The sequence below is a fragment of the Candidatus Woesearchaeota archaeon genome, assembly GCA_020854775.1.
Lineage (GTDB): Archaea > Nanobdellota > Nanobdellia > Woesearchaeales > 21-14-0-10-32-9 > 21-14-0-10-32-9.
In genome coordinates this window covers 1-24,895 of the sequence record JAHKLZ010000017.1, presented here as the reverse complement: position 1 = coordinate 24,895, position 24,895 = coordinate 1, and the positions used below count along the sequence as shown (strand labels likewise).

Annotated in this window: 28 protein-coding genes and 2 tRNA genes; 3 read left to right on the top strand and 27 right to left on the bottom strand. The window is 33.0% G+C overall.

Annotated elements, in window-relative coordinates; genetic code table 11:
• Nucleotides 1-10: 10 nt before the first annotated feature.
• The 10 genes from KO361_03395 to KO361_03350 form a co-directional block, all read right to left on the bottom strand.
• A complete protein-coding gene (locus KO361_03395; GenBank protein ID MCC7574612.1) occupies nt 11-427 on the bottom strand; it encodes a 50S ribosomal protein L13 in 417 nt (138 codons plus the stop codon).
• A gap of 5 nt (nt 428-432) precedes the next feature.
• On the bottom strand, nt 433-792 hold the full coding sequence (locus KO361_03390; protein MCC7574611.1) for a 50S ribosomal protein L18e: 360 nt from the start codon (nt 790-792) through the stop codon (nt 433-435).
• Nucleotides 793-834: 42 nt separating this feature from the next.
• A tRNA-Leu gene (locus tag KO361_03385) sits at nt 835-920 on the bottom strand.
• Between the two features lie 3 nt (nt 921-923).
• The gene (locus tag KO361_03380) at nt 924-1,700 is read right to left on the bottom strand and encodes a DNA-directed RNA polymerase subunit D (protein ID MCC7574610.1); all 777 of its coding nucleotides are present in this window, start codon (nt 1,698-1,700) and stop codon (nt 924-926) included.
• Between the two features lie 9 nt (nt 1,701-1,709).
• Complete coding sequence (locus tag KO361_03375) at nt 1,710-2,108, bottom strand: 30S ribosomal protein S11 (GenBank protein MCC7574609.1); 399 nt, start codon at nt 2,106-2,108, stop codon at nt 1,710-1,712.
• Between the two features lie 8 nt (nt 2,109-2,116).
• Nucleotides 2,117-2,854, bottom strand: a complete 738-nt coding sequence (locus KO361_03370; protein ID MCC7574608.1) for a 30S ribosomal protein S4 — start codon at nt 2,852-2,854, stop codon at nt 2,117-2,119.
• Nucleotides 2,855-2,865: 11 nt separating this feature from the next.
• Nucleotides 2,866-3,315 (bottom strand): 30S ribosomal protein S13, encoded by a 450-nt coding sequence (locus tag KO361_03365; GenBank protein ID MCC7574607.1) that lies wholly within the window; start codon nt 3,313-3,315, stop codon nt 2,866-2,868.
• Between the two features lie 163 nt (nt 3,316-3,478).
• On the bottom strand, nt 3,479-3,715 hold the full coding sequence (locus KO361_03360; protein ID MCC7574606.1) for a hypothetical protein: 237 nt from the start codon (nt 3,713-3,715) through the stop codon (nt 3,479-3,481).
• A gap of 44 nt (nt 3,716-3,759) precedes the next feature.
• Nucleotides 3,760-4,107 (bottom strand): hypothetical protein, encoded by a 348-nt coding sequence (locus KO361_03355; protein MCC7574605.1) that lies wholly within the window; start codon nt 4,105-4,107, stop codon nt 3,760-3,762.
• Between the two features lie 177 nt (nt 4,108-4,284).
• Nucleotides 4,285-4,515: a hypothetical protein gene (locus KO361_03350; GenBank protein ID MCC7574604.1), complete on the bottom strand. Its 231-nt coding sequence runs from the start codon at nt 4,513-4,515 to the stop codon at nt 4,285-4,287.
• Nucleotides 4,516-4,725: 210 nt separating this feature from the next.
• Here KO361_03350 and KO361_03345 point away from each other — a divergent pair, with 210 nt between their 5' ends.
• Nucleotides 4,726-5,352, top strand: a complete 627-nt coding sequence (locus KO361_03345) for an alpha/beta hydrolase (protein ID MCC7574603.1) — start codon at nt 4,726-4,728, stop codon at nt 5,350-5,352.
• Here the strand turns inward: KO361_03345 and KO361_03340 are convergent, their stop codons facing one another.
• From KO361_03340 to KO361_03290, 11 genes are all read right to left on the bottom strand, one after another.
• Nucleotides 5,353-5,760 (bottom strand): hypothetical protein, encoded by a 408-nt coding sequence (locus tag KO361_03340; protein MCC7574602.1) that lies wholly within the window; start codon nt 5,758-5,760, stop codon nt 5,353-5,355.
• A 75-nt stretch (nt 5,761-5,835) separates the two neighbouring features.
• A complete protein-coding gene (locus KO361_03335) occupies nt 5,836-6,843 on the bottom strand; it encodes a hydroxyacid dehydrogenase (GenBank protein ID MCC7574601.1) in 1,008 nt (335 codons plus the stop codon).
• Nucleotides 6,844-6,926: 83 nt separating this feature from the next.
• Nucleotides 6,927-8,102 (bottom strand): type II secretion system F family protein, encoded by a 1,176-nt coding sequence (locus KO361_03330; GenBank protein ID MCC7574600.1) that lies wholly within the window; start codon nt 8,100-8,102, stop codon nt 6,927-6,929.
• A gap of 9 nt (nt 8,103-8,111) precedes the next feature.
• Nucleotides 8,112-8,909: a type II secretion system F family protein gene (locus KO361_03325; protein ID MCC7574599.1), complete on the bottom strand. Its 798-nt coding sequence runs from the start codon at nt 8,907-8,909 to the stop codon at nt 8,112-8,114.
• Nucleotides 8,910-8,933: 24 nt separating this feature from the next.
• Nucleotides 8,934-10,619 carry a Flp pilus assembly complex ATPase component TadA gene (tadA, locus tag KO361_03320; protein MCC7574598.1) on the bottom strand — a complete coding sequence of 562 codons (1,686 nt, stop codon included), beginning with the start codon at nt 10,617-10,619 and terminating at the stop codon, nt 8,934-8,936.
• Between the two features lie 5 nt (nt 10,620-10,624).
• The gene (locus KO361_03315) at nt 10,625-11,773 is read right to left on the bottom strand and encodes a hypothetical protein (protein MCC7574597.1); all 1,149 of its coding nucleotides are present in this window, start codon (nt 11,771-11,773) and stop codon (nt 10,625-10,627) included.
• Nucleotides 11,774-11,891: 118 nt separating this feature from the next.
• The gene (locus KO361_03310) at nt 11,892-12,842 is read right to left on the bottom strand and encodes a hypothetical protein (GenBank protein ID MCC7574596.1); all 951 of its coding nucleotides are present in this window, start codon (nt 12,840-12,842) and stop codon (nt 11,892-11,894) included.
• Entirely contained in the window at nt 12,839-15,610 is a 2,772-nt protein-coding gene (locus KO361_03305) for a VWA domain-containing protein (protein MCC7574595.1), read from the bottom strand. The genes KO361_03310 and KO361_03305 overlap by 4 nt, the downstream gene beginning before the upstream one ends.
• Nucleotides 15,607-16,101 (bottom strand): hypothetical protein, encoded by a 495-nt coding sequence (locus KO361_03300; GenBank protein MCC7574594.1) that lies wholly within the window; start codon nt 16,099-16,101, stop codon nt 15,607-15,609. Before KO361_03300 ends, KO361_03305 begins: the two co-directional genes overlap by 4 nt.
• Entirely contained in the window at nt 16,098-16,511 is a 414-nt protein-coding gene (locus KO361_03295; protein ID MCC7574593.1) for a hypothetical protein, read from the bottom strand. The genes KO361_03300 and KO361_03295 overlap by 4 nt, the downstream gene beginning before the upstream one ends.
• Before the next feature lie 19 nt (nt 16,512-16,530).
• The gene (locus KO361_03290) at nt 16,531-16,974 is read right to left on the bottom strand and encodes a hypothetical protein (GenBank protein ID MCC7574592.1); all 444 of its coding nucleotides are present in this window, start codon (nt 16,972-16,974) and stop codon (nt 16,531-16,533) included.
• Nucleotides 16,975-17,187: 213 nt separating this feature from the next.
• Here KO361_03290 and KO361_03285 point away from each other — a divergent pair, with 213 nt between their 5' ends.
• Complete coding sequence (locus KO361_03285; protein MCC7574591.1) at nt 17,188-17,640, top strand: hypothetical protein; 453 nt, start codon at nt 17,188-17,190, stop codon at nt 17,638-17,640.
• Nucleotides 17,641-17,717: 77 nt separating this feature from the next.
• On the opposite strand, the gene KO361_03280 is transcribed toward KO361_03285, so the two are convergent.
• Together KO361_03280 and ahcY are read right to left on the bottom strand one after the other, a co-directional pair.
• On the bottom strand, nt 17,718-18,683 hold the full coding sequence (locus KO361_03280; GenBank protein ID MCC7574590.1) for an adenosine kinase: 966 nt from the start codon (nt 18,681-18,683) through the stop codon (nt 17,718-17,720).
• A 40-nt stretch (nt 18,684-18,723) separates the two neighbouring features.
• The gene (gene ahcY, locus KO361_03275) at nt 18,724-20,127 is read right to left on the bottom strand and encodes an adenosylhomocysteinase (GenBank protein ID MCC7574589.1); all 1,404 of its coding nucleotides are present in this window, start codon (nt 20,125-20,127) and stop codon (nt 18,724-18,726) included.
• Between the two features lie 105 nt (nt 20,128-20,232).
• Here ahcY and mgtE point away from each other — a divergent pair, with 105 nt between their 5' ends.
• The gene (mgtE, locus tag KO361_03270; protein MCC7574588.1) at nt 20,233-21,570 is read left to right on the top strand and encodes a magnesium transporter; all 1,338 of its coding nucleotides are present in this window, start codon (nt 20,233-20,235) and stop codon (nt 21,568-21,570) included.
• A gap of 16 nt (nt 21,571-21,586) precedes the next feature.
• Here mgtE and KO361_03265 read toward each other — a convergent pair whose 3' ends face one another.
• The 4 genes from KO361_03265 to KO361_03250 form a co-directional block, all read right to left on the bottom strand.
• The gene (locus KO361_03265; protein ID MCC7574587.1) at nt 21,587-22,102 is read right to left on the bottom strand and encodes a hypothetical protein; all 516 of its coding nucleotides are present in this window, start codon (nt 22,100-22,102) and stop codon (nt 21,587-21,589) included.
• Between the two features lie 151 nt (nt 22,103-22,253).
• Nucleotides 22,254-22,328 (bottom strand) — tRNA-Met (locus KO361_03260).
• A gap of 540 nt (nt 22,329-22,868) precedes the next feature.
• Nucleotides 22,869-23,375 carry a hypothetical protein gene (locus KO361_03255; GenBank protein MCC7574586.1) on the bottom strand — a complete coding sequence of 169 codons (507 nt, stop codon included), beginning with the start codon at nt 23,373-23,375 and terminating at the stop codon, nt 22,869-22,871.
• Nucleotides 23,376-23,433: 58 nt separating this feature from the next.
• On the bottom strand, nt 23,434-24,895 hold a 1,462-nt coding region (locus KO361_03250), incomplete at its 5' end, for a hypothetical protein (protein ID MCC7574585.1).

Here is a 24,895-nt window from a genome sequence, read left to right as displayed (position 1 = left end):
TTTTCAACCCTTAAAATTTAGCTCCAAGCTCTTTACTAATTTCAGCAATATAAATATATTGTGCATGAGTCTTATCAACACTCATCTTAGGAAAAGAAACAGCTTCTTTATCCTTCAAAGACTCAGGAACACCTATATGACACCTAATCCTAGCAAAAGCAGATTTACCACTAGGCTTATTATAATCAAGCATCCCGCGCATAGCTCTTTTAACAATTCTATCAGGCATCCTAGGAAAAAAAGGACCAACCATAGGCGCACCCCTTTCCCTTCTCTGCTTATACAAAGCAATCGTGTTCCTCTTATTACCAGTAATAACTACTTTTTCAGCATTAACCACATGAACAGTCTCACCAAGCAAAGCCTGCTTCACAACGTAAGCAGATAACCTTCCAAGTATCAAATCCTTAGCATCTATCACAATCATTTTAATCAACCTATTATCCTGATATTTTTACCCTCAGGATTATTTTTCATAACTTCTTTAATAGTTAAAGCCTTACCTTTCTCAGAAATCTTCTTAAAAGCATCATCCGAGAAACTATAAGCAGCCACACTAACAGAATGAGCCAAATCCCCAGTTCCAAGAACCTTACCAGGCACAACTACGAACTCATCATTCTTAGTATACTTATTAAGCTTATAAATATTAACAATACGCCTACTCCTAGTAGGTTTCTCTAAATCCTCAGCTAGTCGCTTCCAAATCTTTACTTTCTTCTCTATTGATAACTTCTTAAGCTCCGCTATCAACCCAGCGAGTTCATTGTTTTTATGATTTATTTTTGCCATTTTTCCATTCTCTAAATATTTTTTGATTATTAACCATTGAAATGCGAGGGACGTGATTTGAACACGCGCACCCACTAAGGGACTAGCCCCTCAAGCTAGCGCATTTGACCAGGCTCTGCCACCCTCGCGCGCTAAGCCTCTTTGAAAAGCTTTTTCAACTCATCAAGCTGTGAATCAAAACGCTTCAAGCCCTCCTCAACAATATCCTCAACAGATAATTGACCCCAAGGCTCAATCGTGAACACGAATTCAGATTGAGAATCATCATAAGTAATACTTACAACTTCTGGATCAACATCCCTACACGCATCAATTAACTGAGGAGAGTTAATCTTTGAAACATCAATTTCGCCTTTAGCATTAAAAACTTGGTTAGGAAACTTATCCTTAGAGTCCTTAAAACTAGGCGCTTTGTTATTAACCTTAATTGAAGGCTTATAATAATATGAAACTAAACCAGGAGACCACTTAGCATGATCCTTTCCGAAACCAAGATGAGCCGTAGCTAACAACTCCAACTCCTGACCCTCTAATAACTTAACAATAATAGTATCAGGATGAACAGGCACAACACCCTTATCCTTAGATTTCAAATCTGAAGCATAAACAACTTTAGGACCTACAACTTTCAAAGTAAAAGTACAATGAGTAGCAGGACCTTCTTTATCACCAACCTTAGGAACATTATACGAAGATAAATCAGTCTTTAAAACAACTAAGCCAAGTCTATGAGCAATCATTTCATCATACAAAGCAGACGAATTCTTCTTAAATTCGACAGTGCTAATAGCCATAGTAGGAACTTCAGAAGCAAAAAATCTCCTTAATGAATTAACATACGCAGGAGAAACATCTTTAACTTCGAATGTTTGCCTTACATCGCCTTTCTCAATTAATGATAACTTCATTTTTTCACCCTAAACTCTTCTTCCTCTTCTACCGCCTTTCTTACGACAACCACCATGAGGTAACGGAGTAACATCTTCAATTAAACCAATCCTTAGACCACGTCTTGAAAGAGCACGAACAGCTGCTTGAGCGCCCGGACCAGGATTAGTAGGACCATTATGCCCACCAGGAGCACGAATCTTAACATGAATAGCATTAACACCCTTATCAATAGCTAACTCAGCCGCTTTCTTAGCAGCAGCCATGGCAGTGGTAGGACTACTTTCTAATCTGTCAGACTTAACCATTTGACCCCCTGAAGCGAGAGCAATAGTTTCAGACCCAGTAATATCAGTTATGTGAATAATAGTATTATTATAAGACGCATAAACATGCGCAACTCCCCATCTAATCTTATGTTCAGCCATTTTAAACCTCAAGCATCAACGCTTTTTTCCTCTTTAACTTCTTCAACATCAGCAACCTTTGATTCATCAGAATCAACCTTAACTTCTTCTTTAGAAGATTTTTTATCATCAGATTCGGATTCTTTAGCTACTTCCTTAGCTAACTCTTCTTTAAGTTCTTCCTTAGCATCTGAAGACTCAGCAGGAACCTTTTTTGATTCCTTAACAACTTCTTTAACTTTAACTGGTTCTTCAACAGCAACAGCTCTCTCAGGATGAGACTCATCAGAAAAACTAGAACTAGGCATAAAAATAACAGAAGCTTCCTCAGAAACTTTAACCAAGTAACCAGGAGCAGTAATTTTTATTCCATTAACAGCGATGTGCCTATGAGTAATCATTTGTCTAGCTTGCTTAATAGTTCTAGCCAAACCTTTTTTAAAAACAACGGTTTGAAGACGCCTATCAAGTAATTGCTGAATATCTAATCCAAGAATTTCATCAAGAACATCACTAGTAATCAAACCATAAGATTTCATACGATCAACCATTTGCTTCTTCTCAGCAATTGCTTGCTCACTCTTAGAAGCAACTAATTTCTTAGCATTATCCTTAAAATTCTTAAGCTTAGAAGAAACCTTCCACAATTCTTTCTTATTAACTAAACCATACTCCTTCATTAAAGGCTTCTCAGCCTCCAACCTTAGTTTCTCCCAAGGATGAATAGGAGTGCTGTACTTGTTTTTCATACGTCTAGGATCGCCCATTTTCAATTACCTTATTTTTTCCTCTTAACACCAAGGCCTTTACCTTTATTTTTTCTAAAGTTAGACTTGGTTCTTTGACCACGAACAGTTAAACCCCATTGGTGCCTTAGACCTTTATAGGATTTATTTTTCTTCATTCTTTTAAGATCAGAATCTTTTTCAAAATCAAGATCAGCACCAAGCAAGTGCTTATCATCACCCGTTTCATAATCTTTACGCCTATTAATTAACCAATTAGGAACATTATATTTATCAGGATTTTTTAATGCATCTTCAATTTTTTTAATCTCAGAATCCATTAATTCCCCTGTTTTCCTAGTTTTATCAACGCCCGCAACAGATAAAGCCATATTAGCATACATGACATCAACGCCTTTAATTTTCTTCATAGCGTAAAGTATTGTCTTTTCACCTTTAAGATCAGTATCCGCTATCCTTACAATGTGTCTGAATTCAGCCATTTTAATTATCCTCTGAAAATCCTCTATTTGAGTAAACCATCCAATGTGCATAGAAACCGAACAAATTCAGTTAAAAACTGAAAATAAACAGTCGCCCTATGCGCTCCTAACTCGGACGTAAACAATGGAAACAAAGATTGCTTTATAAATATTATTGTTTAAATTAAAGCTTTTCCTTAGCCCTCTCAATGAAGGGAATAATAGCTTCTAACTCCGCCTTAGTCAAACGACCCATCTTAGCAAAGGTCCAATCCCCTGAATCCATGTTTCTATTCTCACGAGAAATCTGAAGCTTAGGCGTACCATCATTGTACGAAAAAACACTAACTCTCAGACGAGTAGTTTCAAATTCTGCAGTCTCACCAAATAATTCCTTATCTAAACTTTTGTCAAATGCCATAAAATCAAAGAAAAATCATTGTTTTTTAAATTTATGGGTGAACATTAATTAAAAAAATAAACAATTTTATCTTTTTTAACTACAGAACCGTCTTCGCCGAACGTGAAAGAAGCTCTAACCTTTTTATTATTTAACACCTCAGGTAACCAATATTTATCATCAGGCCACATATTATCATAAGGAACATCTTTAATCTTAAAAAATTTAGGAAGCATCTCATCACTTTCTTTAGGAACACCACTATACTTAAAGGTTTTATACACATAAACTTGCTGATCCCAATCCTCAGGCTTGTTAGTAAAATAAAAATTTAAAATTTCACATAACTCCAAAGAACTAGGATTCACAACGATATTAGCCTCCTCAGATATTTCTCTGCAAGCACAATCCATAAGTGTTTCCTCAATTTCAGGCTTACCCCCAAAACCATTCCAAAATCATTTACCAAAACCCTTCTTTTTCATACCTAAAAGAACTTCATCACCAGAAATAATCACGGATAATGTAACTTTACGCAAATTAACCATTGAAACCACCCAAAAAAAAATAAAAAAAAATTAAAAAAAAAATTATCTTTTACTCTTAACTTTTCGCTCAACTATTTCTTTAACAGGCGGATTCTTAGCGAATCTTAAAAAGCGATCAATTTTGTTTTCATCATCCCTTTTCTGTTTTTGTTGCTCCTCTGATAAGTCAGGCATAGTAATATTAAGAACCCCAGGTTTATCCTTTCTAAACTTAGAATATCTTTCTTTTTTAACACTGACCTTCTTAGGCTTGTTCTTATTCTTTTTACCCATAAAATCACCTATTGAAATAAACAATAATTAAATAGGAGAAAAAAAGATTTATTTATAATACTTTTTGTTAAAGCACAAACACCAAAACTTTTATTAAACATAAAAAAGTACTAATTAGTACCTGTGATGAAGTTATTCCCGGCTGAGACGTGAAGAAAAAGAGTAACTGCTGAGGTAACTTTTTTTAAAACGCAAAAAAAAGGTGTGAACATGACTCTTAACGAAATCAAACCAGAAAAAATATCTTTAAAAACCAAAGATAATTATATTCTAAAAGCTAACTTTTACAATAAGCCAAAACAAAAAAAATGCGTATTATTACTACATCAATATTCTAAAAACAAAGAATCCTGGAATGAATTAATACCTAGACTAATAAGTAACAAACACGCAGTTCTAGCACTAGACCTGCGAGGACATGGTGAAAGCACAGGTAATTACAAAAATTTTGAAGAAAAAGATTTTGAAAACATGGAATTAGATGTAAAAACCGCGATGAAATTCTTAGAAGAGCAAAAATTTGAAAAAAATGATATAAGCCTTATAGGCTCCAGCATAGGCGCTAACTTAGCACAAAATTATGCAGCCAGCAACCCAAACAATAAAACTATTTTATTATCCCCTGGATTTAACTATAAAGGAATCGTTCTAATAATAAAAGATACAAAAGCACTAATAATAGTGAGTAAAGAAGACGAATATTCCTATAAAACAGTTAAAGATATAGAAAAAAAATGTCCTTTCACAGAGTGCATATACTTAGAAAATAAAGGACATGGAATATATATGTTGGACAAAGAATTAATAAGCAGTATAAACTTGTTCTTAAACGAATAACTAATGAATAAACCCCTCTTGCTTAATAACAGAATCAACCAAGTAATATTCGAAACTTATTTTTTTTCTTTTTAGATCTTTCAAAAATAATTTTTGTTCATCAACAGATAAAAATAAGTATTCGACAAATAATCCTTTATCTAAACGAACAGAATTATTAACAAGAAAAGGCTTAAAACGAGAAGAAACAACAAGACCTTGAACCGCGTCAAGAAAAAAAATAATCAGACGTTTAAAACCTAAAGATTCAAAATCAATCACCGAAACAAATTTAGTAACGTCCTTTTTAACTTTTCCAAATTCATAATGTGCTTTCTTAACAGATACACCTTTATTCCTAGAAAAAGAAGACAAACTAAGACGAGCATCTTCTCTTAAAGAACAAATAATATCTTTGTTTAAATCCATAAAGAAATAAAAAGAACAATACTAATATAAATGCTTCTGAGCATAATATGGAAGAATTCCGAAGAAAACAAAAAACTAATTAATTAAATTATTAAATTCTCTATTCTCCAAAAAATCAAACAAGTTTTCAAGCGTAGTATTAAGAATTCTTATCAAACCTTCCTTGCTATAAAAAGCCAAATGAGGCGTAACAATGACATTATGCATCTTCATCAAAGCATGATTCTCTAATAATAAACGCATTTGCTCCCTAGGCAAGTTATTAAGTGAATGAGTCATTTCTTTTTCATCCTTAATTAACAATTCACCTTCAAGAACATCAAGACCCGCACCACCAATGATTCCTGATTCTAACCCTTTAATCAACGCGCGAGTATCAATAATACTTCCACGCGCAGTATTAATAATCAAAACGCCTTTTTTCATTTTATTAATCGCGGACTCATTAATCAAATGAAACGTGCCTTTATTAAGAGGAACATGAATAGAAATAACATCAGAAGAAGCCAATAATTCATCCATAGAAACATAACTAAAACCTAAATTAGCTACTAAATCATTATTAGGGAAAGGATCATAAGCAACAACATTCATCTCAAACCCTTTAGCCATACGAATCAAGTTCCTACCAATTTTGCCTGTGCCAAGAACCCCAAGAGTTTTATTTTTAAGATCAAATCCTATCAAGCCCTCAAAAGAAAAATTTTCTTGGGACGTCCTAATATAAGCTTTATGAATATTCCTAGATAAATTAAGAATTAAACCAAACGCGTGCTCAGCCACAGTGTTTTCACCATAAGCTGGAACATTACACACTTTTATGTTTCTACGCTTACACTCATCTAAATCTATGTGATCAAAACCAGTACTAAGAGTAAGAACTAATTTAAGATTAGGCATATTATTAAGAATTTCTTTAGAAACAGGAGAAAACACAAACACACCTATAACATCAGCATCTTTATATTCATCTAAAGGAACATTTTTCATCTCTTCACTAAAATACTTAACATCATGATTAACTATTTTTTCTTTCAAATAATCAATTTCCCATTCTTCCAAATCAAAAAAAACTATTTTCATAAAAACAAACCTCTTTTTCTAAAACAAAGAAAAGAAAAACAAACCAATATAAATATATTTCTAAGAAAAAAAAAGAAAAAAAATTAGAATAAACCCCCTAGCAACAAACTAAATAATATAGCTGCGGCGAAATACAACACATAAGACACTGCTAAATAAGCAGGAATAAACTTTAATCCTTCTTTAGGCGAACCCTTCCTAATAACACCTATTATTAAAGAAGAAAAGAAAGAAGAAAAGAATAACATCACCAAAGAAAAAATACGAAAATCCTCTAACGAAATACTATCCCCTGATAAATCAAGAGAAAAAAAACTACTAGAAGAACCACCAGTATCCAAACCAGTAGTAAGAGAAGAAATAATAACTAGTAATTGTCCGCTCAAAGCAAGAAGAAGAGGAGCACCGATTATTGCAGCAACAGTAATAAAAATAACGTACGTAGTAACACTAGAACTAATTTCTTGTTTCATCAACCTTATATCTTGCATGTTAGAAGAAATCTGATTCAACAAATAACCAATTTCACCACCAGCACGCATACCCTCAATCAAAAGATTCATAGCTTCCTTAAGAGAATCAGAATCATACTTGTTAGCAAAATCCAATAATGCCTTTTCTAAATCATCACCTGCGATAGTGAACTTAGCAACTTCTTCAATCTCCTTAGCTAAAACACCAAATTTAGGACGCACAGCGAACCACAAAGCCCTATCAATAGTCATACCCGCACTAATATTAGCAGAAGTCAATTGCAAAAATTCAGGAAGAACATCCTCTATTTCCTTAGTTCTTTGATAAATTTTATAATCAAAATAAAAAAAAACAAATAACAAAGAAATCAAATAAACACCTATTAAAATAACAGTCCAAATAGATAATAAAACCAATAATAAATGACTAAACCAAGAACCAAGAACAATACCTGTAATGATTAAAGCAACACTTAACAAACCACAAAAAATTAAAGAAAAAATAATTACTAACCTATTAACTTGATAAGGAGAAGATTCAGAACCTGCTTTAACTAAGAACTCAGAAAAAATTTGTCTAATAGATCTCTTCTTATTTTCTTTCTTATCAAATTTACTCTTAATTTTCTTAGAACTCTTAACATCACCAGAATCAGAACCCTCATCTTTTTTAGTTTCAGACATCTTATTAATTTCTGTATCAACTACGCGACTATTTCCTAATTTTGAAACATCACTTCTAGAAGAAACCTTCTTAATTTTTTTACGTGACTTTTTTTTAACCATTAAAAACACCTACGCACTAATACTAGGCCTCGCAGATTTAATAATACTAAGGAACATGAATTGAATAAAACCAAGGAAACCCGCAATCACTAACAAAAAAGGTAAACCTACTTGCAAACCAAGAAAAGTAGCAAGAACAACAATCATAGTAACTCCAAGAGATGGAATAATAATAGCGATCATCATGTAAAACATAGCCAAAGGATTAAGCTTCTTACCATAATCCTGAACACTAATCTTTTGCTCCTTCATTATTTGATCAATAACCGCGTTAAGACTCACACCTATATCCCCTCCTGTCTTTATGGAATTAAGAATTTGCCAAAGAATCTTCCTAAGATTATTAGATGGAGTAGTAATCATAGTTTCGTTAAGAGCATCCTCCAAACTAGTACCAAGATAAACCTTATTAACAATATCCCCAAAATAAGTACCAATAACCTTATAATTTTTCTCAATGTTATAAATCGCGTCATACAAAGGAACACCTGACTCAATCTCAATAATCAAGAAACGACCCGCATAAACAATTTCACGATCAATATCTTTCTTAATCTGTTCAATCTTAACATCGACGTAGCCAAGAAAATAAAAATAAAACAAAAAAGCAAAAAAAGGAACAATCAAAAAAACAACAGGAGACAACAAAAACATGAACGTGATAAACGCTAAACCACTAGAAAGAAGCAAAGAATTAAAAATAGTTTTCTTAACATAATCCTCTGCGCTATCTTGAATACCTGCCTGAACGAGCTTAGTCTTCAACCCAGGATTCCTTCTCGCAAGCAATTTATACAATTTTTCCATACATCAACCCTCAACAAAAAAAGATTATTCATCTTCAAACAACTTATTCTTACTAACGTACTTCATAAGATTGTCCTTAGCAGTATAATACTCAGCCATTATTCTACCAACACCATCGACAGTATCAATATCATTATTAACCAAGTACTTCAAAACCTTAATTTTTTCCTCAATATCTTTATTAAATTCTTTATCAGTCAAACCCGTAAAAAGCTTAAGATTCGCCAAGAAAGAAACAGACTTATTAGCTTCAACTAAAACATCTTTCTTAGGATCATACTGCATAATAACATTAGCATCCCCATCAGAAGTAATCTCAGAAATCTGAAAAGTCCTACGCTTACCAGTTCTACGATTACGAAACTGAACAATAATCAAAGAAATAGCAGGCAACATAATCTTAGGAACATTAAGAGGAGAATTAGTTAAACGCTCAACGGTTTCCTTAGCATTATTAGCGTGAAAAGTAGCATAAGCAGAATGCCCCGTGTGAATAGCTTCAAACAAAGTGTCAGTTTCCTTACTACGACGAACCTCACCCACAAGGATACGATCAGGACGCATCCTTAAAGAATTAACTAATAAATCCTGCATAGTAATCTCACCTTTACCCTCAGGATTAGCAATAACTGTATTCAAAGGAACCCAATGCAAGAATTTAGGAAGTTGAATTTCACGTGTATCCTCAATACTAATAATACGTTGATTAGGTGGAAAAAAACAAGCAAAAACACTAAGAGCAGAAGTCTTACCAGACGCTGTACCTCCTGCTATGATAGCAGACATCTCATATTGAATCGCCGTCCAAATAATAGCAGCAGCCTTAAAAGAAATAGTGTTCATCTTCAAAAACTTAGTAATAGTCCAAGGATCCTTACTAAACTTACGAATCGTGATAGTATTACCCTCAGTACTAACAGGATAAAGAGTAGCATTAACCCTATCCCCCTTATCAAGATGAGCATCCAATAAAGGATTTAAAACAGTGATTTGACGACCAACCTTTCTACCAATGATGCTAGCATAATGCTTAATTTGCTCCTCATCCTTTAACAAAACAGTTGTTTTAAGCCAACCATGCTTCTTATGATAAACCCAAACAGGCTCAGAACCTTGATTAATAACAATTTCCTCTAACAACTCATCAGCCATTAACAGTTCCAAATTACCAAGACCAAGACTCTTCATCTTCAAATAAGTAGATAAAAACTTCTCAGTCTCCTCATCACTCTCAGGAAAATATTTCTTAATAAGAACCAAAATCATGTGCTCAAACTTCTCCTCAACGAGATTAGCATGCTTATAATCATTAATTTCCGCAATACCAAGATTCACACGCCTAATAAGTTCCTGACGAACCCCTTCAAGAATAACTTCAGTAGTAGGACTAATCGCGGAAATCTCCAAATTATAAATAGGAACAAAGTCACCATCCTTCTTATCAACAACCACGTTAATAGTAATACCCTCTGCTAAGTACTGATAAGAATCAATAACCTTAGACGAAACAGAATCCTTCTTAGAAGAATCCTTAACAACAGAAGATAATTTCCTAGATTTACCAACAACACCCTTCTTAGATTTCTTAACAACCTTAACCTTTTTAGAAACAACACCTTTAGAAGACTTAGGCTTCTTAGAAGAAACACTTTTTTTAACAACCTTAGAACTCTTAATATTTTTCTTCTTAACAACCTTTTTTTTCACCATAACAATCACAACCTCAAATCATCCAACAAAGACTTCATCTTACCAAGAAGCTTCTTCTTAGACTCTTCCTGCTTCTTAATCTCAGCCTCAACTTCCTGAGCTTGCTTCTTCAAAGAAGCATTATTACTCATAATACTCAAAGCCTTAGCCTTATCCCTAATATTCAAAAGATTCTTCTCCAAAGCAGACTTCTCAACATCAATCTCCTCGATCTTCTTAGAAATTCTTAAAGTCTTACTAAAGAAACCTTCAAAGCTACCTTTAATTTTTTTACCAAGATCACCCAAACTCTGCAACTTAGCAATCTTAGCCTTCGCATCTTTTAACAAAACATCTTGACGAGCAGACAACTTACCAGATTCCTTATTCAACGCGTTAGTCAAACCAGAAATCTTTCTTTCTTTTTCATCAATAACTTTTTTACCAAAAACCTCAAACTCATCCATTAATTTATCAAAAGACTTTAATTTCTTATTCATCTCAGACTCTTCATGACTCAAATCCTCTTTTAACTTAACCAAAACAGCATTAGCAGAACTAATAGAATCAGTAATTTCTTTCTGAGCTTTATGAAGAGACAACAATCTATTCTTATGAACCGCGATACCTTCTTTTTCTTTAGATATCTTAGCATACAAACTAACAAACTCAGCCTCTTTCTTCTTAATATCCTTAGTTAACTCATCAACCTCTAACAAATACTTCTTTTTCTGATCCTCAATCTCCTTATCAACATCACTCTTCAACTTATTATACTTCTCTAACTCAACGAGTTCACGCTCCACAGTTTTAATCTCATCTTTAACCTCGCCATGAATACTGTTAAACTTCTTCTTAATCTGAGAAAAATTAACAGATTCCTTCTCAAGAGAAGCCAAAGCATACTCAACTTTCCTAACAAAAGCATCTTTTTCAAAAACAAATTCCTTAGCAGAATCCTTAATTTCAGAAGAAGAAAATTTACGTTCAGTAAAAAAAACTTTAGAAAAAGAATAATCAATACTAATAAGCTTCTCTTTCTCAAGAAACTCAGCCCACTCCTGAACCAAATCCTTGCTTACACCAAGCGCTTTAGCCGCGTCATCCAAACTAATCTTCTTAGATTCTTGAATTAACTCTATCAAACTATCCGCGCCAGTCTTAATTCTTTTCATTAAAAACCTCTTTTTTAAATGAAGACACCCTCAACAAAAAAATAAGGAACGTCATTGCTTAAATAGTTTTCGCAGAACCAAACAACAATTTTAATTCTGCGAAGTAAATAACCTTAATTTAAGGACAACTACTTGATGGATTTAAACCATCAACATAATACATTGATAATCTGTTACTAGGCAAGACTAATTTATAATCAGGATTAACACCATCAAAATCACAACGCTTATCAGATGCTAAATTATTAAAATAAATATAATCAATTTTGACTCTGTTAGCATAAACAGGGATGTCCTGATCAGAAATCAACATGATATTAACCAAGCTCTCAATACCCGCAGGACTAGGAGAAACATTATTACTAAACCTCTGAATAAAACTAGGCGCGAACTCAGAAGCAACATAAAGAGAACCACCCATTAAAGTCTCAATGTTAGAAACAGGATCACCCATACTTAAATCACCAGAATACTGCCTAATAGTATTATAAAATCGGTTCTGAGTATGAACAGCGTACAAAGGATCTCTAAGATTCGCAATAGGCACCTCTGATTTATAAGCCTCAGAAAAAGTCCAAGAAGCAAAACCAGAAACATCAAAAACAGAAACATTAGCCACAACAACAACGTTAACATACCAAGGATTAGACTGCGACAACAATATTTCATCCACGCTAACAGAAACCTCTAAACCAAACCTTTGACCAATAACATTAATCCTGTTAAGATACTCAACGATACTAGAATTAGTCATGATTATGGCAGGAACACCATTAATAGTCCCATTATAAACAGTCTCAGCGAATTGAGCCTCAGTATTATTAAGAAACTGACCAGAAATAGCAATATACTCTTCTAAAGCAATCAAAGACCTAAAAGAAGCAATACGAATAGCCCGCTCCAAATCCTGATTAAAACCCCTAACGAAATCATTACCAAAATCTAATCTACGCTGATCAGCAAAAGATTTATCAGAATAAGAATACTGATCAAAAGTTAAAAAAACAAGCAACAAAACAGCTATTATAATAACAGACGAAATCACGAATATGAATCCTCTCTTATTCACGAAACCACCTCTACTTCAGCAATAGTAGGACCCCACATGTAAGGAATACTACCCACAACGGTTAAACGAATCTCTAAATCAGAAGCATCAAGATCAACAATGATTTTACCTTGATTCAAAGGATCTAACTGACGCATCAAATTAAACATAGCAGAATCATAAGCATCCCTAGAATTATAATCTCCATAACTAAAAGAAGAATTATAATAACAAATCTTACTACCAGAATAATCTTCAGGAATCTTCATTTCAAGAACAGAACCAGTAATTGTTTCAACGAACCAAGTACAACCCTCTGCGAACTCCAAAGAATCAGTTCTATCAGTGACTGCAGGCAACAAAGCAGTATAAACTAATTTATTATAAACACTACACCCAGTTCTATTATCTGGAGAATCACCTGTTTCAACAGTTATAACATTAGAACCACCAGTTAATAAATTAACAGGCAACCTAACAGAGAAAGGATCTCCTAAACGAACATAAGGAACAAAATAATCAGATAAATTAAAAGCAGTAACACCATTAACAACTACTTGATCAGTCCAATGAGGACCAGAATAACTCGTAACTTCTGCTTTAACAATTTCAAGATTAGGATATAAGTTAATTGAACTAGTACAACTAGAATTACTAAGATCCTCTTCAAAAACAATACTTATTTTTCCAGGATTAGGCGGACTAATCAAAGGATCATAAGTAAAATTAATATGTGAATCACCAAACAAAGTAGATAAAGTAACATCTCCCTGAACAGAAACTGTTTGATTAACCTGATCAATCCTAGTAAGAATCTCATAAGAAATATTTTCATAAATCTCAATTAATTCAGAAGTATTACTACTATGCTGATAAGTCCCATTACCAATCACAGCTAATTCTTGAAGAAGATCATGAGCACGATCACATTCATCAATTAAACCAAAACCAATAGTAAAAACAGTCGCACTAAGATTACTAACAAGACGCTCAGTAGAAAAAACAGTGTTATCCTCAGCTAAAACACAACGAGTATCATTTTCCTCGCAACCAACCATTTCATTATCCTTACAACCACTCATACCAGAAGTATCACAATAACCAACACACTGCATCGCGCCATAAGTACTAGAAATACTACTACAAGAACCTTGCGCGCAATGAGTAGGCGCACCATCACTCATCAAAACAACGAACTTAGGCCTATCATCAGAACCATACTCGTTAAGAATCTCATAAGCTTTATTAACCGCGCAAGCAATACAAGTTTCACCTTTTCCTTGAGGACCAAAACCCAGAATGTAACTCCTAACAGCAGTTTTATCATCAGGATTATTATACCAAGAAATCTTATTATCATGAAAAAAAACAGGCCAAACCCTGTTCCCAGTATAATTCATAACGACATCAACTAAGTTAGCAGCTAAACAACGAGCAAGATGAGTCTTCCTAGCCCTATCAGATTGAAGCACCGTGTCACAATTAGGAACACCAAATCCTTGATCATTCCAATCACTAACAGACTTCATCATACTACCACTAAAATCAGTTATCACGATTACGTCAGCATTACCACCTTCAAATATTTCACTAGTAACTTCGTATGCAGCGAAACGCAAAGGAACAGTATTAACACTTAATTGTTCATAATCAAAATTCGCTCCATTAAGCAAAAAATCATTATCAATCCACACTTTGAAAACATCATTATCTTTCTCATAAGTAACATTATTAAGAATATCAAAATCATCACCCGTATTCATAACTAAGATACGCTCACCAATACTAATGTACGCTGTTTGATCAGTTTCAAAATGCAAGAATATATTCATCTCCTCCAAAGTACCAGGAATAAAAAAAGAATCATAAATATTCGCAACACCATCCACTCCATGAAAATAATAATTATCAACCCCATAATTAATAGGTTGTTGCAACTCATCCGTTCTATAATCAATTCTTAAAAATCCTCCCGAAACCGAAGCCCTATTAATACCATCTAAAAAATTAATAGTAAAATTATTTCTATCACTAATAATTAAGTTAGAACAATGAGGTAAATCCCAAGAATCAACAAACAAATCATTACTAGTAACAAAACTAGAATTCCCTGGTTCTCGCTCACAAAGAACGTTGTTAACATAAAGCAAGAAATCCCCTTGAAAATCACCCTCTAAATAAATATTATCAACCCTAGAAATACCCGACGCGTTCAAATCATCAGGCAAATCATCAATAAAAAAACTAATAGTACCCTGACCAATAAAACCACCAAAATAATGATAAGAACTAGTTCTCTTATCACGAATACGCCTCAAATAAGCAGAAGCACTAGTACCCGCCAAAGGCTTACCCTTATCAATACCCGCGATCATGCGCCTAGACACAGATATATCACCACTTCTACCCTGACCAAAATAAAGTATGTTATCATTACCCATTTTCAAAGTAATTCTTTTCCTAGAAAGATTAAGCGAATCTAAAACTAATTCTGATAAATACTCTGCTTTAAAACCATAATCAAGAGCCCAATATTTCCCGATCTGCTCCAAAACACTAATATTAGGATCGTCAATCTCCGCACTATTAATCTCAGAAGTAATAAAAGAATCATTCAGATCAGAAATTTTCAAAGTAGACAAAGCATTCAGCAAGTCCTGACTTAAATAATTCTTAGAAGCATAAGAAGAATCATAAAAAGGATTAACAATGATAAGTGCTAACGCGCCAGTAACTAATACACCTGCGAGAATCGCGTCAATAGTATAATAAATAGCTTTTTTATTCATCTCCAACCCACCACCACTAAACTAACAATTTGAGAATCAAGAAGAACAATACGTTCAGTCCAAGCACGATCAGAATGCCTAGCAGTTACTTCAGGAATTTCACAACCTTCAAAATCAAAACCTCTAACGCATTTCCCATTAACTTCTATTATGCCAGAAGCATTCTTAAAATAAAACCAATATTCACCAGTAACTCTTAACAAAGCCTTAGAACGCGTATAACTAAACGAATCAAATAATTGAAGCTTAGCCATATCAACTTCGTTATTAGATAATAAACCTGGAACAACAACAGAAGAAGAATTCCAATACTCAGGGAAACCAGGAGACATCAAAGCAACAGAAACAAAATCAACCTCTCTATTAATAACTTCGTAACTAGACTTAGCATCAACAGACTTCAACAAATTAACAGATAAAAATAATAAAAAAACAAACATCAAGAAACCCACAATGAAATCAAAAATCCACGTTTGAGCTTTAGAATTCAAGGAAGCACCTCCACAAAAACATCAGCTTCTCGCTTAGAAATCTTAATCCTGCCCGGTTCAATAGTGCCAGAAGTAAGAGGAATAATTTCAAAGAAAACAGAGTTATCAATCTCTAATTCAAAATAACCTGTGTTTATACTAGTAACACCTAAAGTTATTTCATAATTCGCACCTTCAATGTTTTTAGGCAAATTAACAATTCTAGAATAACCCTTCTCCGCATTAGAAGCAAAACTAATCTCTTGCTTAATACTCAAAGCTAAATCCTCAGCTAAAATAAATCTTTTTTCATCTTGCTTAGAAGACATAATATTAAAAAGAACTAATGAAAAAACGATGAGCGTAGAAAAAGCAACCATAGTAACTAAAACAAATTCTAAACCCACTTGCCCTTTTTTTTTAAAAAACATAATTACACCTCAAAAAAAATTATTTATCCTCTATGTAAACCGCGTTCTCAAAAGATTGAAATGTAATCAAATGACTACCTTGAAAACTTTTTAAAGTACCTTCAAGAACCGCGGAAGTATCCTTTCTAATCTCAAAAGTACCATCAATTGTTTTAAGTACAAAAATAACCGCGTTCGGTTCAATAATTACTTCATCCACTCCTTTAGGAAATTGAACTCTAAGCGTCTTCTTAGCAGGAGGTCCTTGAAAATATATTTCTTCAGCAGAATCAATAATTCTAGATAACGCGTTTTCTGTTTGTGCATAAGCAATATCAGCTTCTATATTATTTGTTTGAGAAGCGAAAATAATTACTAAAGGAATAATCATAAGAGCTGCAACAGAGAAAATTGCAAGATACTCAATACTAACCTGACCCCTTTTTTTAACTAAATACATTACTTTTAGATTGAAATTAGTCATATATAAACTTTTACAAAACAATCACACATAAACCAAAAAAAAGAAAAAAAGTAAATAGTATATAAATATACAAAAAAGCTCAAAAATAGAAATCTTTATATATGAATGGCGTCATTAAACAACTATCTTTGGTCAATAAAAGAGAATAAACCAAAAAAAATAACGATTTCCAAAGAAAAAAAAAACTAAGAAACACTTTAGAGGTGAAAAAAAATGAATAAAAAAGGACAAGCAGCCATGGAATTCTTAATGACATACGGCTGGGCAATACTAGTAGTACTAGCAGCAATCGCAGCACTAGCATATTTCGGTGTATTAAGCCCTGCTAATCTAGCTCCAGAAAGAACAACATTCGCAGCACCACTACCAAGCGTAGACACTGCAGCAGTACTAGAAGATGGCGTAACAATAGAAGTAGCGTTTATAAACAACGTAGGACACACAATCAACATAACCACAAACAGAATAGGTGATTGTGAAGCAACAAATGATGAAATGAAAACAGTTCAAAACGGAGAACCATTCTTAGTACAATGGGACTGTACAGGACAATTAACAGAAGGAGAAAGAATGGACTTAGAACTAGGATTCGAATATTACAACCAAGGAACAACCCAAACAAGAATCCACAGAGGAACAGTAACAGGAAAAGTACCAAAACAATAACTCCTAACCGAACAATAAAATCAAACCTTTTTTATTTTTTTATTTTTTTAATTCTAATTTCTTAAACAACAAATAAGTTAAAACAATTCATCTAATTTATTCTTTAAAGAAACCTGAACAGAAGCCTCTTCAACCAAAACAGTTTCCCTAGCAAGAAAAGAAGCTAACTCCGCGCAATCACTCAAACTAAGATTCTTAGACAACCCCGTAAGGAAACCCGCAGCGTAAGCATCCCCCGCACCATTAGTATTAACAGGAACAACGACCTCAACAGGAACCTCAATTAAGTTCTTACCAGACACAACGACGCTACCCTTCTCACCGAGCTTAACCACTGCTATTTCACAAACCTTACTAAGAATCCGCGCGGCGCCCCCACCACTTTCACCAGTAAAAGCTTCAGCCTCAGCTTCATTAGCAAAAACCACATCAACCAAATCCAAGAACTCAACAAGCACAGGCTTAATCCTTTGAATCAAAGAAGCATCAGACAAATCAAAAGAAATCTTAACACCTTTACTCTTAGCTTCATTCACTAAATCAATAATCAAATCCTTAACCACGATATTCTCCAACAAATAAGCTTCAACATGCAAAAAATTTGCATCAGGAAACCCAGATAAATCATCAACAGATAAAGAACTAGCAGCGCCAAGATACGTAGAAAAAGTACGCTCACCATCCTCACTAATCAAAGTAATAGCGGAACCAGTACTTAATTTAATATCTTTATTAAGTCTAGGAATAACACCTTTACTAATTAAAAAGTCTTCAAAAAACGAACCATTATCATCCACACCTACACCACCAATAAAACAACTCTTAGCACCAAGACAAGCAACACCTAACGCGACATTAGAAGCAGAACCACCAGTAGAAAGCGTTGAACGCATACCCATAATAGAAGATAATAAAAATTTCTGAGAAACATCATCAACCAAAGACATAGAACCCTTCTTCAAACCAGCACCAACAATAAAAGAATCATCAACATTAACAGTTATATCAACCAAAGCATTTCCAATGCAAACAACATCAAACATACAACAACACCCCAAAAAAATATTTAAAAAAAAAAAAAAATTAGTACCTGTAATGAGCAGGCTTAAACGGACCATTCTTCTCAATACTCAAATACTCCGCTTGCTCACTCGTCAACTCAGTAAGCTTAATACCAAGTTTAGCAATGTGAAGACGCGCAACCTCCTCATCCAATTCTTTAGGTAACATGTAAACACCTAATTCATAAGATTTCTGCCACAATTCCAATTGCGCCAAAACCTGATTCGTAAAAGAATTACTCATAACGAAACTAGGATGACCATTCGCATTACCAAGATTTACTAAACGACCCTTAGACAACAAAATTATACTCCTACCAGTATCCTTAAACGTGTACTTATCAACCTGAGGCTTAATATTCATCTCCAAAACATCTTTATCTTTTTCAAGCCTTGAAACTTGGATTTCATTATCAAAATGACCAATGTTACAAACAATCGCATTATCCTTCATGTTTTTCATATGCTCCAAAGTTATAACATCCCTATTACCCGTAGCCGTAACGAAAATATCCACATCCCTTATAACGTCCTCAACGGTTTTAACTTCGAAACCCTCCATCGCGGCCTGCAAAGCACAAATAGGATCAACCTCCGTGACAATGACACGAGCACCAAAACCCTTCATTGACTGAGCACAACCCTTACCAACATCACCATAACCACAAACAAGAACAACCTTGCCCGCAATCATAACGTCCGTAGCACGCTTAATACCATCAGCTAAACTCTCACGACAACCATACAAATTATCAAACTTGGACTTAGTTACAGAGTCATTCACGTTAATAGCAGGAAACAACAATTCACCACGCTTAAGCATCTCATAAAGCCTATGAACACCAGTCGTAGTTTCCTCAGAAACACCCTTGATGTTCTTCGAAATTTTTGTCCAAAACCCTTTATCTTCATCATAAGTTTCTTTAAGCAAAGACATTAACTCATAAAAATCCTCACCCTCCCCACTATAATCTTTCTCGAGCAAAACAGGATTCTTTTCAATTTCAACACCTTTATGAACAATAAGAGTAGCATCACCACCATCATCCACAATCAAATCAGGACCAACACCATTAAAATTAAGAGCCTGCTTCGTACACCACCAATAATCCTTAAGAGTTTCACCCTTCCAAGCAAAAACACTAACACCTGATTTAACAATCGCAGCAGCAGCCTCATCATTCGTAGAATAAATATTACAAGAAACCCAACGAACTTCAGCACCAAGCGCAACCAAAGTCTCAATTAATACAGCAGTCTCAACAGTCATATGAAGACTACCCATAATCTTAGCACCTTTAAAAGGCTTAGAACCAGAATACTTATCACGAAGAGCCATCAAACCCGGCATCTCTTTCTCAGCAAGATCAATTTGTTTCCTACCCTGCATAGCTAAATTAATATCTTTAATCTTAAAATCACTCATCAAAAACACCCTCCAATAATAAAAAAGAAAAGAACAACGATATAAAAAAGTAACTGAAAAAAATATTAAGTTAAACATATAAATAAAAAAACATTTCTTAAAAAAATGGTTTACTACGACAAAGAAGAAATTATAGAAACAATAAAAGAAAGAGACCTAAAAAAAATAAAAGAAAAAATAACGGATTGGCAAGTACAAGACATAGCAGAACTAATAACAACACTAGAAGAATCAGACTCAATACTATTATTCAGATCATTACCAAAAAAAATATCAGGAGATGTATTCTCATACCTGGACTTAGAAAGCCAAGAAGAACTATTAAGCGCTTTCACAAACAAAGAAGCAAGTCAAATCTTAACGAATATGAGTCCTGACGACAGAGCATTACTATTCGACGAACTACCTGGAATAATAACAAGAAGACTTTTCAAATTACTAAGACCAGAAGACCTAAAAGAAACAAAAAGCTTACTAGGATACCCTGAAGAAAGCGTAGGAAGAATGATGACACCTGACTACGTGTCAATATACAAAGAAATGACAGTAAAAGAAGCACTACAAAGAATAAGACGAAGAGGAAAAGACTCAGAAACACTAAATAGAGTATACATAATAGATTCTAATAAAAGATTACTAGACAGCATAAAACTAAGAACAATAATACTAGCAGATGAAGAAGACAAAATAGAAAACTTCTTAGAATACAACCCTGTAAGCCTAAACGCACACGACGACAGAGAAGAAGCAGTAAAAATAATGCAAAAATATGACTTATCATCAATCCCAGTAATAGACTCGGAAGGCGTACTAATAGGAATAGTAACATTCGACGACTTACTAGACGTAGCCGAAGAAAAAACAACAGAAGACATACAAAAAATAGGAGCAGTAACACCACTACAAACAAGCTACAAACAAGCAAGCATATTTACACTATACCATAAAAGAATATTCTGGTTATCACTACTAGTATTTGTAAGCTTATTCTCATCAGGCGTACTCGCAATGTTTGAAAACACATTAAGCTCAGCAATAGCACTAGCTTTCTTCATACCCTTACTAATAGGAAGCGGAGGAAACATAGGCTCACAATCCGCAACACTAATGATAAGAGCAATAGCAACAGAAGACGTAAAACTAAACGAATGGTTCAAAGTACTACTAAAAGAAATAATGATGGGACTAATACTAGGCTTAACACTAGGAATACTAGCAAGCATAATAGGATACTTCAGAGGAGGATACACCATAGGACTAATAGTAGGCCTAGCAATGCTAACAATAATACTAGTCTCAAACCTAATAGGCGCAGCGCTACCATTCATATTATCAAAATTAAGAATAGACCCCGCAGTAGCAAGCTCACCACTAATAACAACCATAGTAGACGCGCTCGGACTAATAATATACTTCACCATCGCTATAATGATATTACCTTAAACCCCACCAAAAAAAATTATGATTTCTTAATAGGCTTACGAGAAAAGAAAACAGTTTTATTCTCAGAAGAATCATAAACACGAAGAAAAGTATCATTATAATCATGAACATTAAAACTAAAACGCCACGCCTCAAACAACAAAATACCAACTAAAAAAACACCAGAACCACGAATAGAAACATTCTTCATAAACTCATAATTAGAAAAACAAGTTTCAAAATATTTACGCTTAGAATCATGACGCCTTGTTTTAACCTCATAGAAATTCAAATTTAATACCTTCCTAGAAATAATATCATCAACAACAAATTCAACCAAGTCACACAAAATCCCACAAGACTGAACAAAACCAACTAAATCTTTAATCTCAGAACAATCAAACCTATACTTATCAATAATTTCAAACAAAGAATCAAATCTCTTCACAAGAAAAATAAAATTATTCTTGTTTTTTCTACGAAGCAAAATCAAAGATCCGTGCTCAAACATCGCGCCACGAACAGTAACTTCACTAATAAGATTCAATAACATAAAAATAAACAAATAATAAAAAATTAAAAAAAATTACGAAAAAAAACACGAAAAAACAAAATAAAAAAACAACAAAAATCGAAAAAAACTCTACTCGAAGGACTCATAACCACGAATACAAAATCAAAACACACAAACGAGAAAATAAAGGTAGCGGGGGAAAGATTTGAACTTCCGACCTCAGGGTTATGAGCCCTGCGAGCACTCCTGCCTGCTCCACCCCGCTGTAATACAGCGGAACACCACTTTATTTATAAAGTTTTTGAGAAGAAAATTTTTTGAAATTTTCTTGTTAATGCACGACGAAGTCGTTAAATAAATTAAATAAGCAAGCAGAAAATTAAAAGAAAAAAATGAAGTGTTTCAAAAGAAATAGTTTAAAATCTAGTTAATGAAAAAGAAAAAAAATGATTTATTATTTTCTAAGCAGCTACGAAGTTCAACGAATACACAGGTTTGTAAACAGGCACTTTGGAATGCGTTTTTAATCTGTAGTTGTTGAACCTATTTGAAAGCGTCCTAGAAAAAATGTCTTGTTTCAATAGTTTTGGTTTCAGATTTCTCACCCAGTATACATATACCTAAATTAAGGAATGCAGTTTAATTTATAAATTTTTCGTAATTATTAATGTTTTTGACGAGGAAAAATGTTGTTTTTTATAATTAATTTATGAATTTTTTTTAACAACCTAAAAAACTTCCTGAAACAAAATGGTTCAAATCTGAAACAAAGAATGTTTTTTATAAAAAAAACTACAACAAATAATTACTTTAATAAAGAAACAACGTCAGTCTTAGAAGTCTTAACATAAATAACTTTTTTATTTAATGATTTAATTTTTTCTTTTAACAAAGGAATATGTTTAAACGTGTAAATTTTATTCCAAACAAGAAGCCTAAATAAATTAATCCATAATTCTTTCTTTTTTCTTTTTTCAAAACCTAATTTGCACATAAAAAAACGTTTAATAATCCTAAAAGAAGAAACCAAGAAACCAGGCTCTAAAAAAATAATGACTTCTGCTTTTTCAAAACAATGCCAAGCCCAATTAAAATAAACACCTTCTGTGATCCACTTCTTTTTAGATAAAACTTTTTTCAAATTATTATCACGAACAATTAAATCTTCTTTTTCTTTGAATGAATAATCATCGCTTTTCCAATAAAAATTATCTAAATCAAAAACAGGCAAGCCAAATTCTTTAGATAACGTTAAAGAAAGAGTTGTTTTACCAGAACCAGGGCCTCCAACAATATGAATTTTTTTAAACATAACTAAACAAATCTTAATTAGTATATAAAATTAATTTAAACAAAAAAGTCAAATAATACTAATTAGAGTTATAATTTTTAGCAGCATTTAAAATAGTTCCATAGTGTTGTCTAATAAAATTATCAGCACACGCTAAACCTTCTCCACCCATAGCCACCAAGTTTAATTTTCTATCTGAAAAATGACCTGTAAAAAAAGGATTAATCATGTTGTCTTTTTTAACATCATTTTTTATAACATCATTTTCAGATAAAACATCATGTTTTGAGCCTTCAATAAACAAATTTATGTTTCCGCAATCATATGTTTTAAATTCAATATCAGGACCTACTTTTAGTCTTTCTTGATTTGAATATTCTATGTGAGGCAAATCTTTAATCTCGCCGTTTTCATACTTTACAACTATGTCAATTTTTTTACCAAAAACACCTATAGCTCTATATTTTAAAATTACTTGATCATCTTTAACTTTAATAGAAACTCCGACTTTTGCTCTTTCTCTTTTATTATCTCCTTTTTTAAAATCAATAGCAGTTCTTATTTCTCCACGATCCTCATCTAATCTATAATTACTAGAATCAAGAGCTTTTTCCAATTGGCTTAAATCCAAATCAGAACCAGGATGATATGCTTCAAGAGACTCCATGCTGTTCGCAAAAATATGATTCTTATAAGACATGGAATTTAACAAACACAGTTTTTCTGCAACAACAGCACTCATAGCGAAATAAGTTTTTAAAGTTTCACGATTAAACTTATCTACACGAATTAATTTTTTAGGATTAACAACATCTCTTATCAAAGTACTTTCGCCTTTAAAAGTTTGAACTTCCCATAACGCGTTTAAACTAGCATTCAAATATTCTTTTAATAATGAATCTTTGTTAACATTTTCATTATTAATTAAAGATTTTTGAATAGCATAAAACAAAACGATATCACCATTAGAATCTATCTTAGCACGATTAGCAATAACTTTACTTACAAGATCTATTTTTTTCTTGTTAATATTTTTTAAATTAAAAGTACGATCTAATCCTTCTTGAACATATTTTTTAATATAAAAATGTTCAATGTCTTCATGAAGATTTTCAGCTATATGTTTTAATTTTTCTAAACGTTTATTTTGATCTTTGGCTTTTCTAAGTAAAGCTTCATAATCAGAAGATTTAATTTTTTTTAGTTTTTCTTCTAATTTTGATGCGCTTATTTGTTTATCTTCATAATTCTTTTCTAAATTGTTCCAAGACTTAGTTTTAGATAACTCTTCATTGGAAAATGCATCAATAGGCATTCTCACAATTATATCTAGTGCTTGTTTTCTTCTAGCATCAAACAAATTATTGAAATATAACCCGTAATCTATAGCTAACAAATTTTCAGTCATTAGATTTTGAATTTGTTCCTGAGAAATTGTACTTTGTAAACTATTGTCAGTACACAAATCATCTAATTTATTTTGTTTATCTAAACTAATATCCCTATTAATAAAGTAGATTTCAAAATATATAAATGTTTCG

Excerpts from the sequence above, each read along its gene's own strand:
- KO361_03395 (MCC7574612.1), bottom strand. The coding sequence starts at position 427 with ATGATTGTGATAGATGCTAAGGATTTGATACTTGGAAGGTTATCTGCT.
- KO361_03390 (MCC7574611.1), bottom strand. The coding sequence starts at position 792 with ATGGCAAAAATAAATCATAAAAACAATGAACTCGCTGGGTTGATAGCG.
- KO361_03380 (MCC7574610.1), bottom strand. The coding sequence starts at position 1,700 with ATGAAGTTATCATTAATTGAGAAAGGCGATGTAAGGCAAACATTCGAA.
- KO361_03375 (MCC7574609.1), bottom strand. The coding sequence starts at position 2,108 with ATGGCTGAACATAAGATTAGATGGGGAGTTGCGCATGTTTATGCGTCT.
- KO361_03370 (MCC7574608.1), bottom strand. The coding sequence starts at position 2,854 with ATGGGCGATCCTAGACGTATGAAAAACAAGTACAGCACTCCTATTCAT.
- KO361_03365 (MCC7574607.1), bottom strand. The coding sequence starts at position 3,315 with ATGGCTGAATTCAGACACATTGTAAGGATAGCGGATACTGATCTTAAA.
- KO361_03360 (MCC7574606.1), bottom strand. The coding sequence starts at position 3,715 with ATGGCATTTGACAAAAGTTTAGATAAGGAATTATTTGGTGAGACTGCA.
- KO361_03355 (MCC7574605.1), bottom strand. The coding sequence starts at position 4,107 with ATGGATTGTGCTTGCAGAGAAATATCTGAGGAGGCTAATATCGTTGTG.
- KO361_03350 (MCC7574604.1), bottom strand. The coding sequence starts at position 4,515 with ATGGGTAAAAAGAATAAGAACAAGCCTAAGAAGGTCAGTGTTAAAAAA.
- KO361_03345 (MCC7574603.1), top strand. The coding sequence starts at position 4,726 with ATGACTCTTAACGAAATCAAACCAGAAAAAATATCTTTAAAAACCAAA.
- KO361_03340 (MCC7574602.1), bottom strand. The coding sequence starts at position 5,760 with ATGGATTTAAACAAAGATATTATTTGTTCTTTAAGAGAAGATGCTCGT.
- KO361_03335 (MCC7574601.1), bottom strand. The coding sequence starts at position 6,843 with ATGAAAATAGTTTTTTTTGATTTGGAAGAATGGGAAATTGATTATTTG.
- KO361_03330 (MCC7574600.1), bottom strand. The coding sequence starts at position 8,102 with ATGGTTAAAAAAAAGTCACGTAAAAAAATTAAGAAGGTTTCTTCTAGA.
- KO361_03325 (MCC7574599.1), bottom strand. The coding sequence starts at position 8,909 with ATGGAAAAATTGTATAAATTGCTTGCGAGAAGGAATCCTGGGTTGAAG.
- tadA (MCC7574598.1), bottom strand. The coding sequence starts at position 10,619 with ATGGTGAAAAAAAAGGTTGTTAAGAAGAAAAATATTAAGAGTTCTAAG.
- KO361_03315 (MCC7574597.1), bottom strand. The coding sequence starts at position 11,773 with ATGAAAAGAATTAAGACTGGCGCGGATAGTTTGATAGAGTTAATTCAA.
- KO361_03305 (MCC7574595.1), bottom strand. The coding sequence starts at position 15,610 with ATGAATAAAAAAGCTATTTATTATACTATTGACGCGATTCTCGCAGGT.
- KO361_03295 (MCC7574593.1), bottom strand. The coding sequence starts at position 16,511 with ATGTTTTTTAAAAAAAAAGGGCAAGTGGGTTTAGAATTTGTTTTAGTT.
- KO361_03290 (MCC7574592.1), bottom strand. The coding sequence starts at position 16,974 with ATGACTAATTTCAATCTAAAAGTAATGTATTTAGTTAAAAAAAGGGGT.
- KO361_03285 (MCC7574591.1), top strand. The coding sequence starts at position 17,188 with ATGAATAAAAAAGGACAAGCAGCCATGGAATTCTTAATGACATACGGC.
- KO361_03280 (MCC7574590.1), bottom strand. The coding sequence starts at position 18,683 with ATGTTTGATGTTGTTTGCATTGGAAATGCTTTGGTTGATATAACTGTT.
- ahcY (MCC7574589.1), bottom strand. The coding sequence starts at position 20,127 with ATGAGTGATTTTAAGATTAAAGATATTAATTTAGCTATGCAGGGTAGG.
- mgtE (MCC7574588.1), top strand. The coding sequence starts at position 20,233 with ATGGTTTACTACGACAAAGAAGAAATTATAGAAACAATAAAAGAAAGA.
- KO361_03265 (MCC7574587.1), bottom strand. The coding sequence starts at position 22,102 with ATGTTATTGAATCTTATTAGTGAAGTTACTGTTCGTGGCGCGATGTTT.
- KO361_03255 (MCC7574586.1), bottom strand. The coding sequence starts at position 23,375 with ATGTTTAAAAAAATTCATATTGTTGGAGGCCCTGGTTCTGGTAAAACA.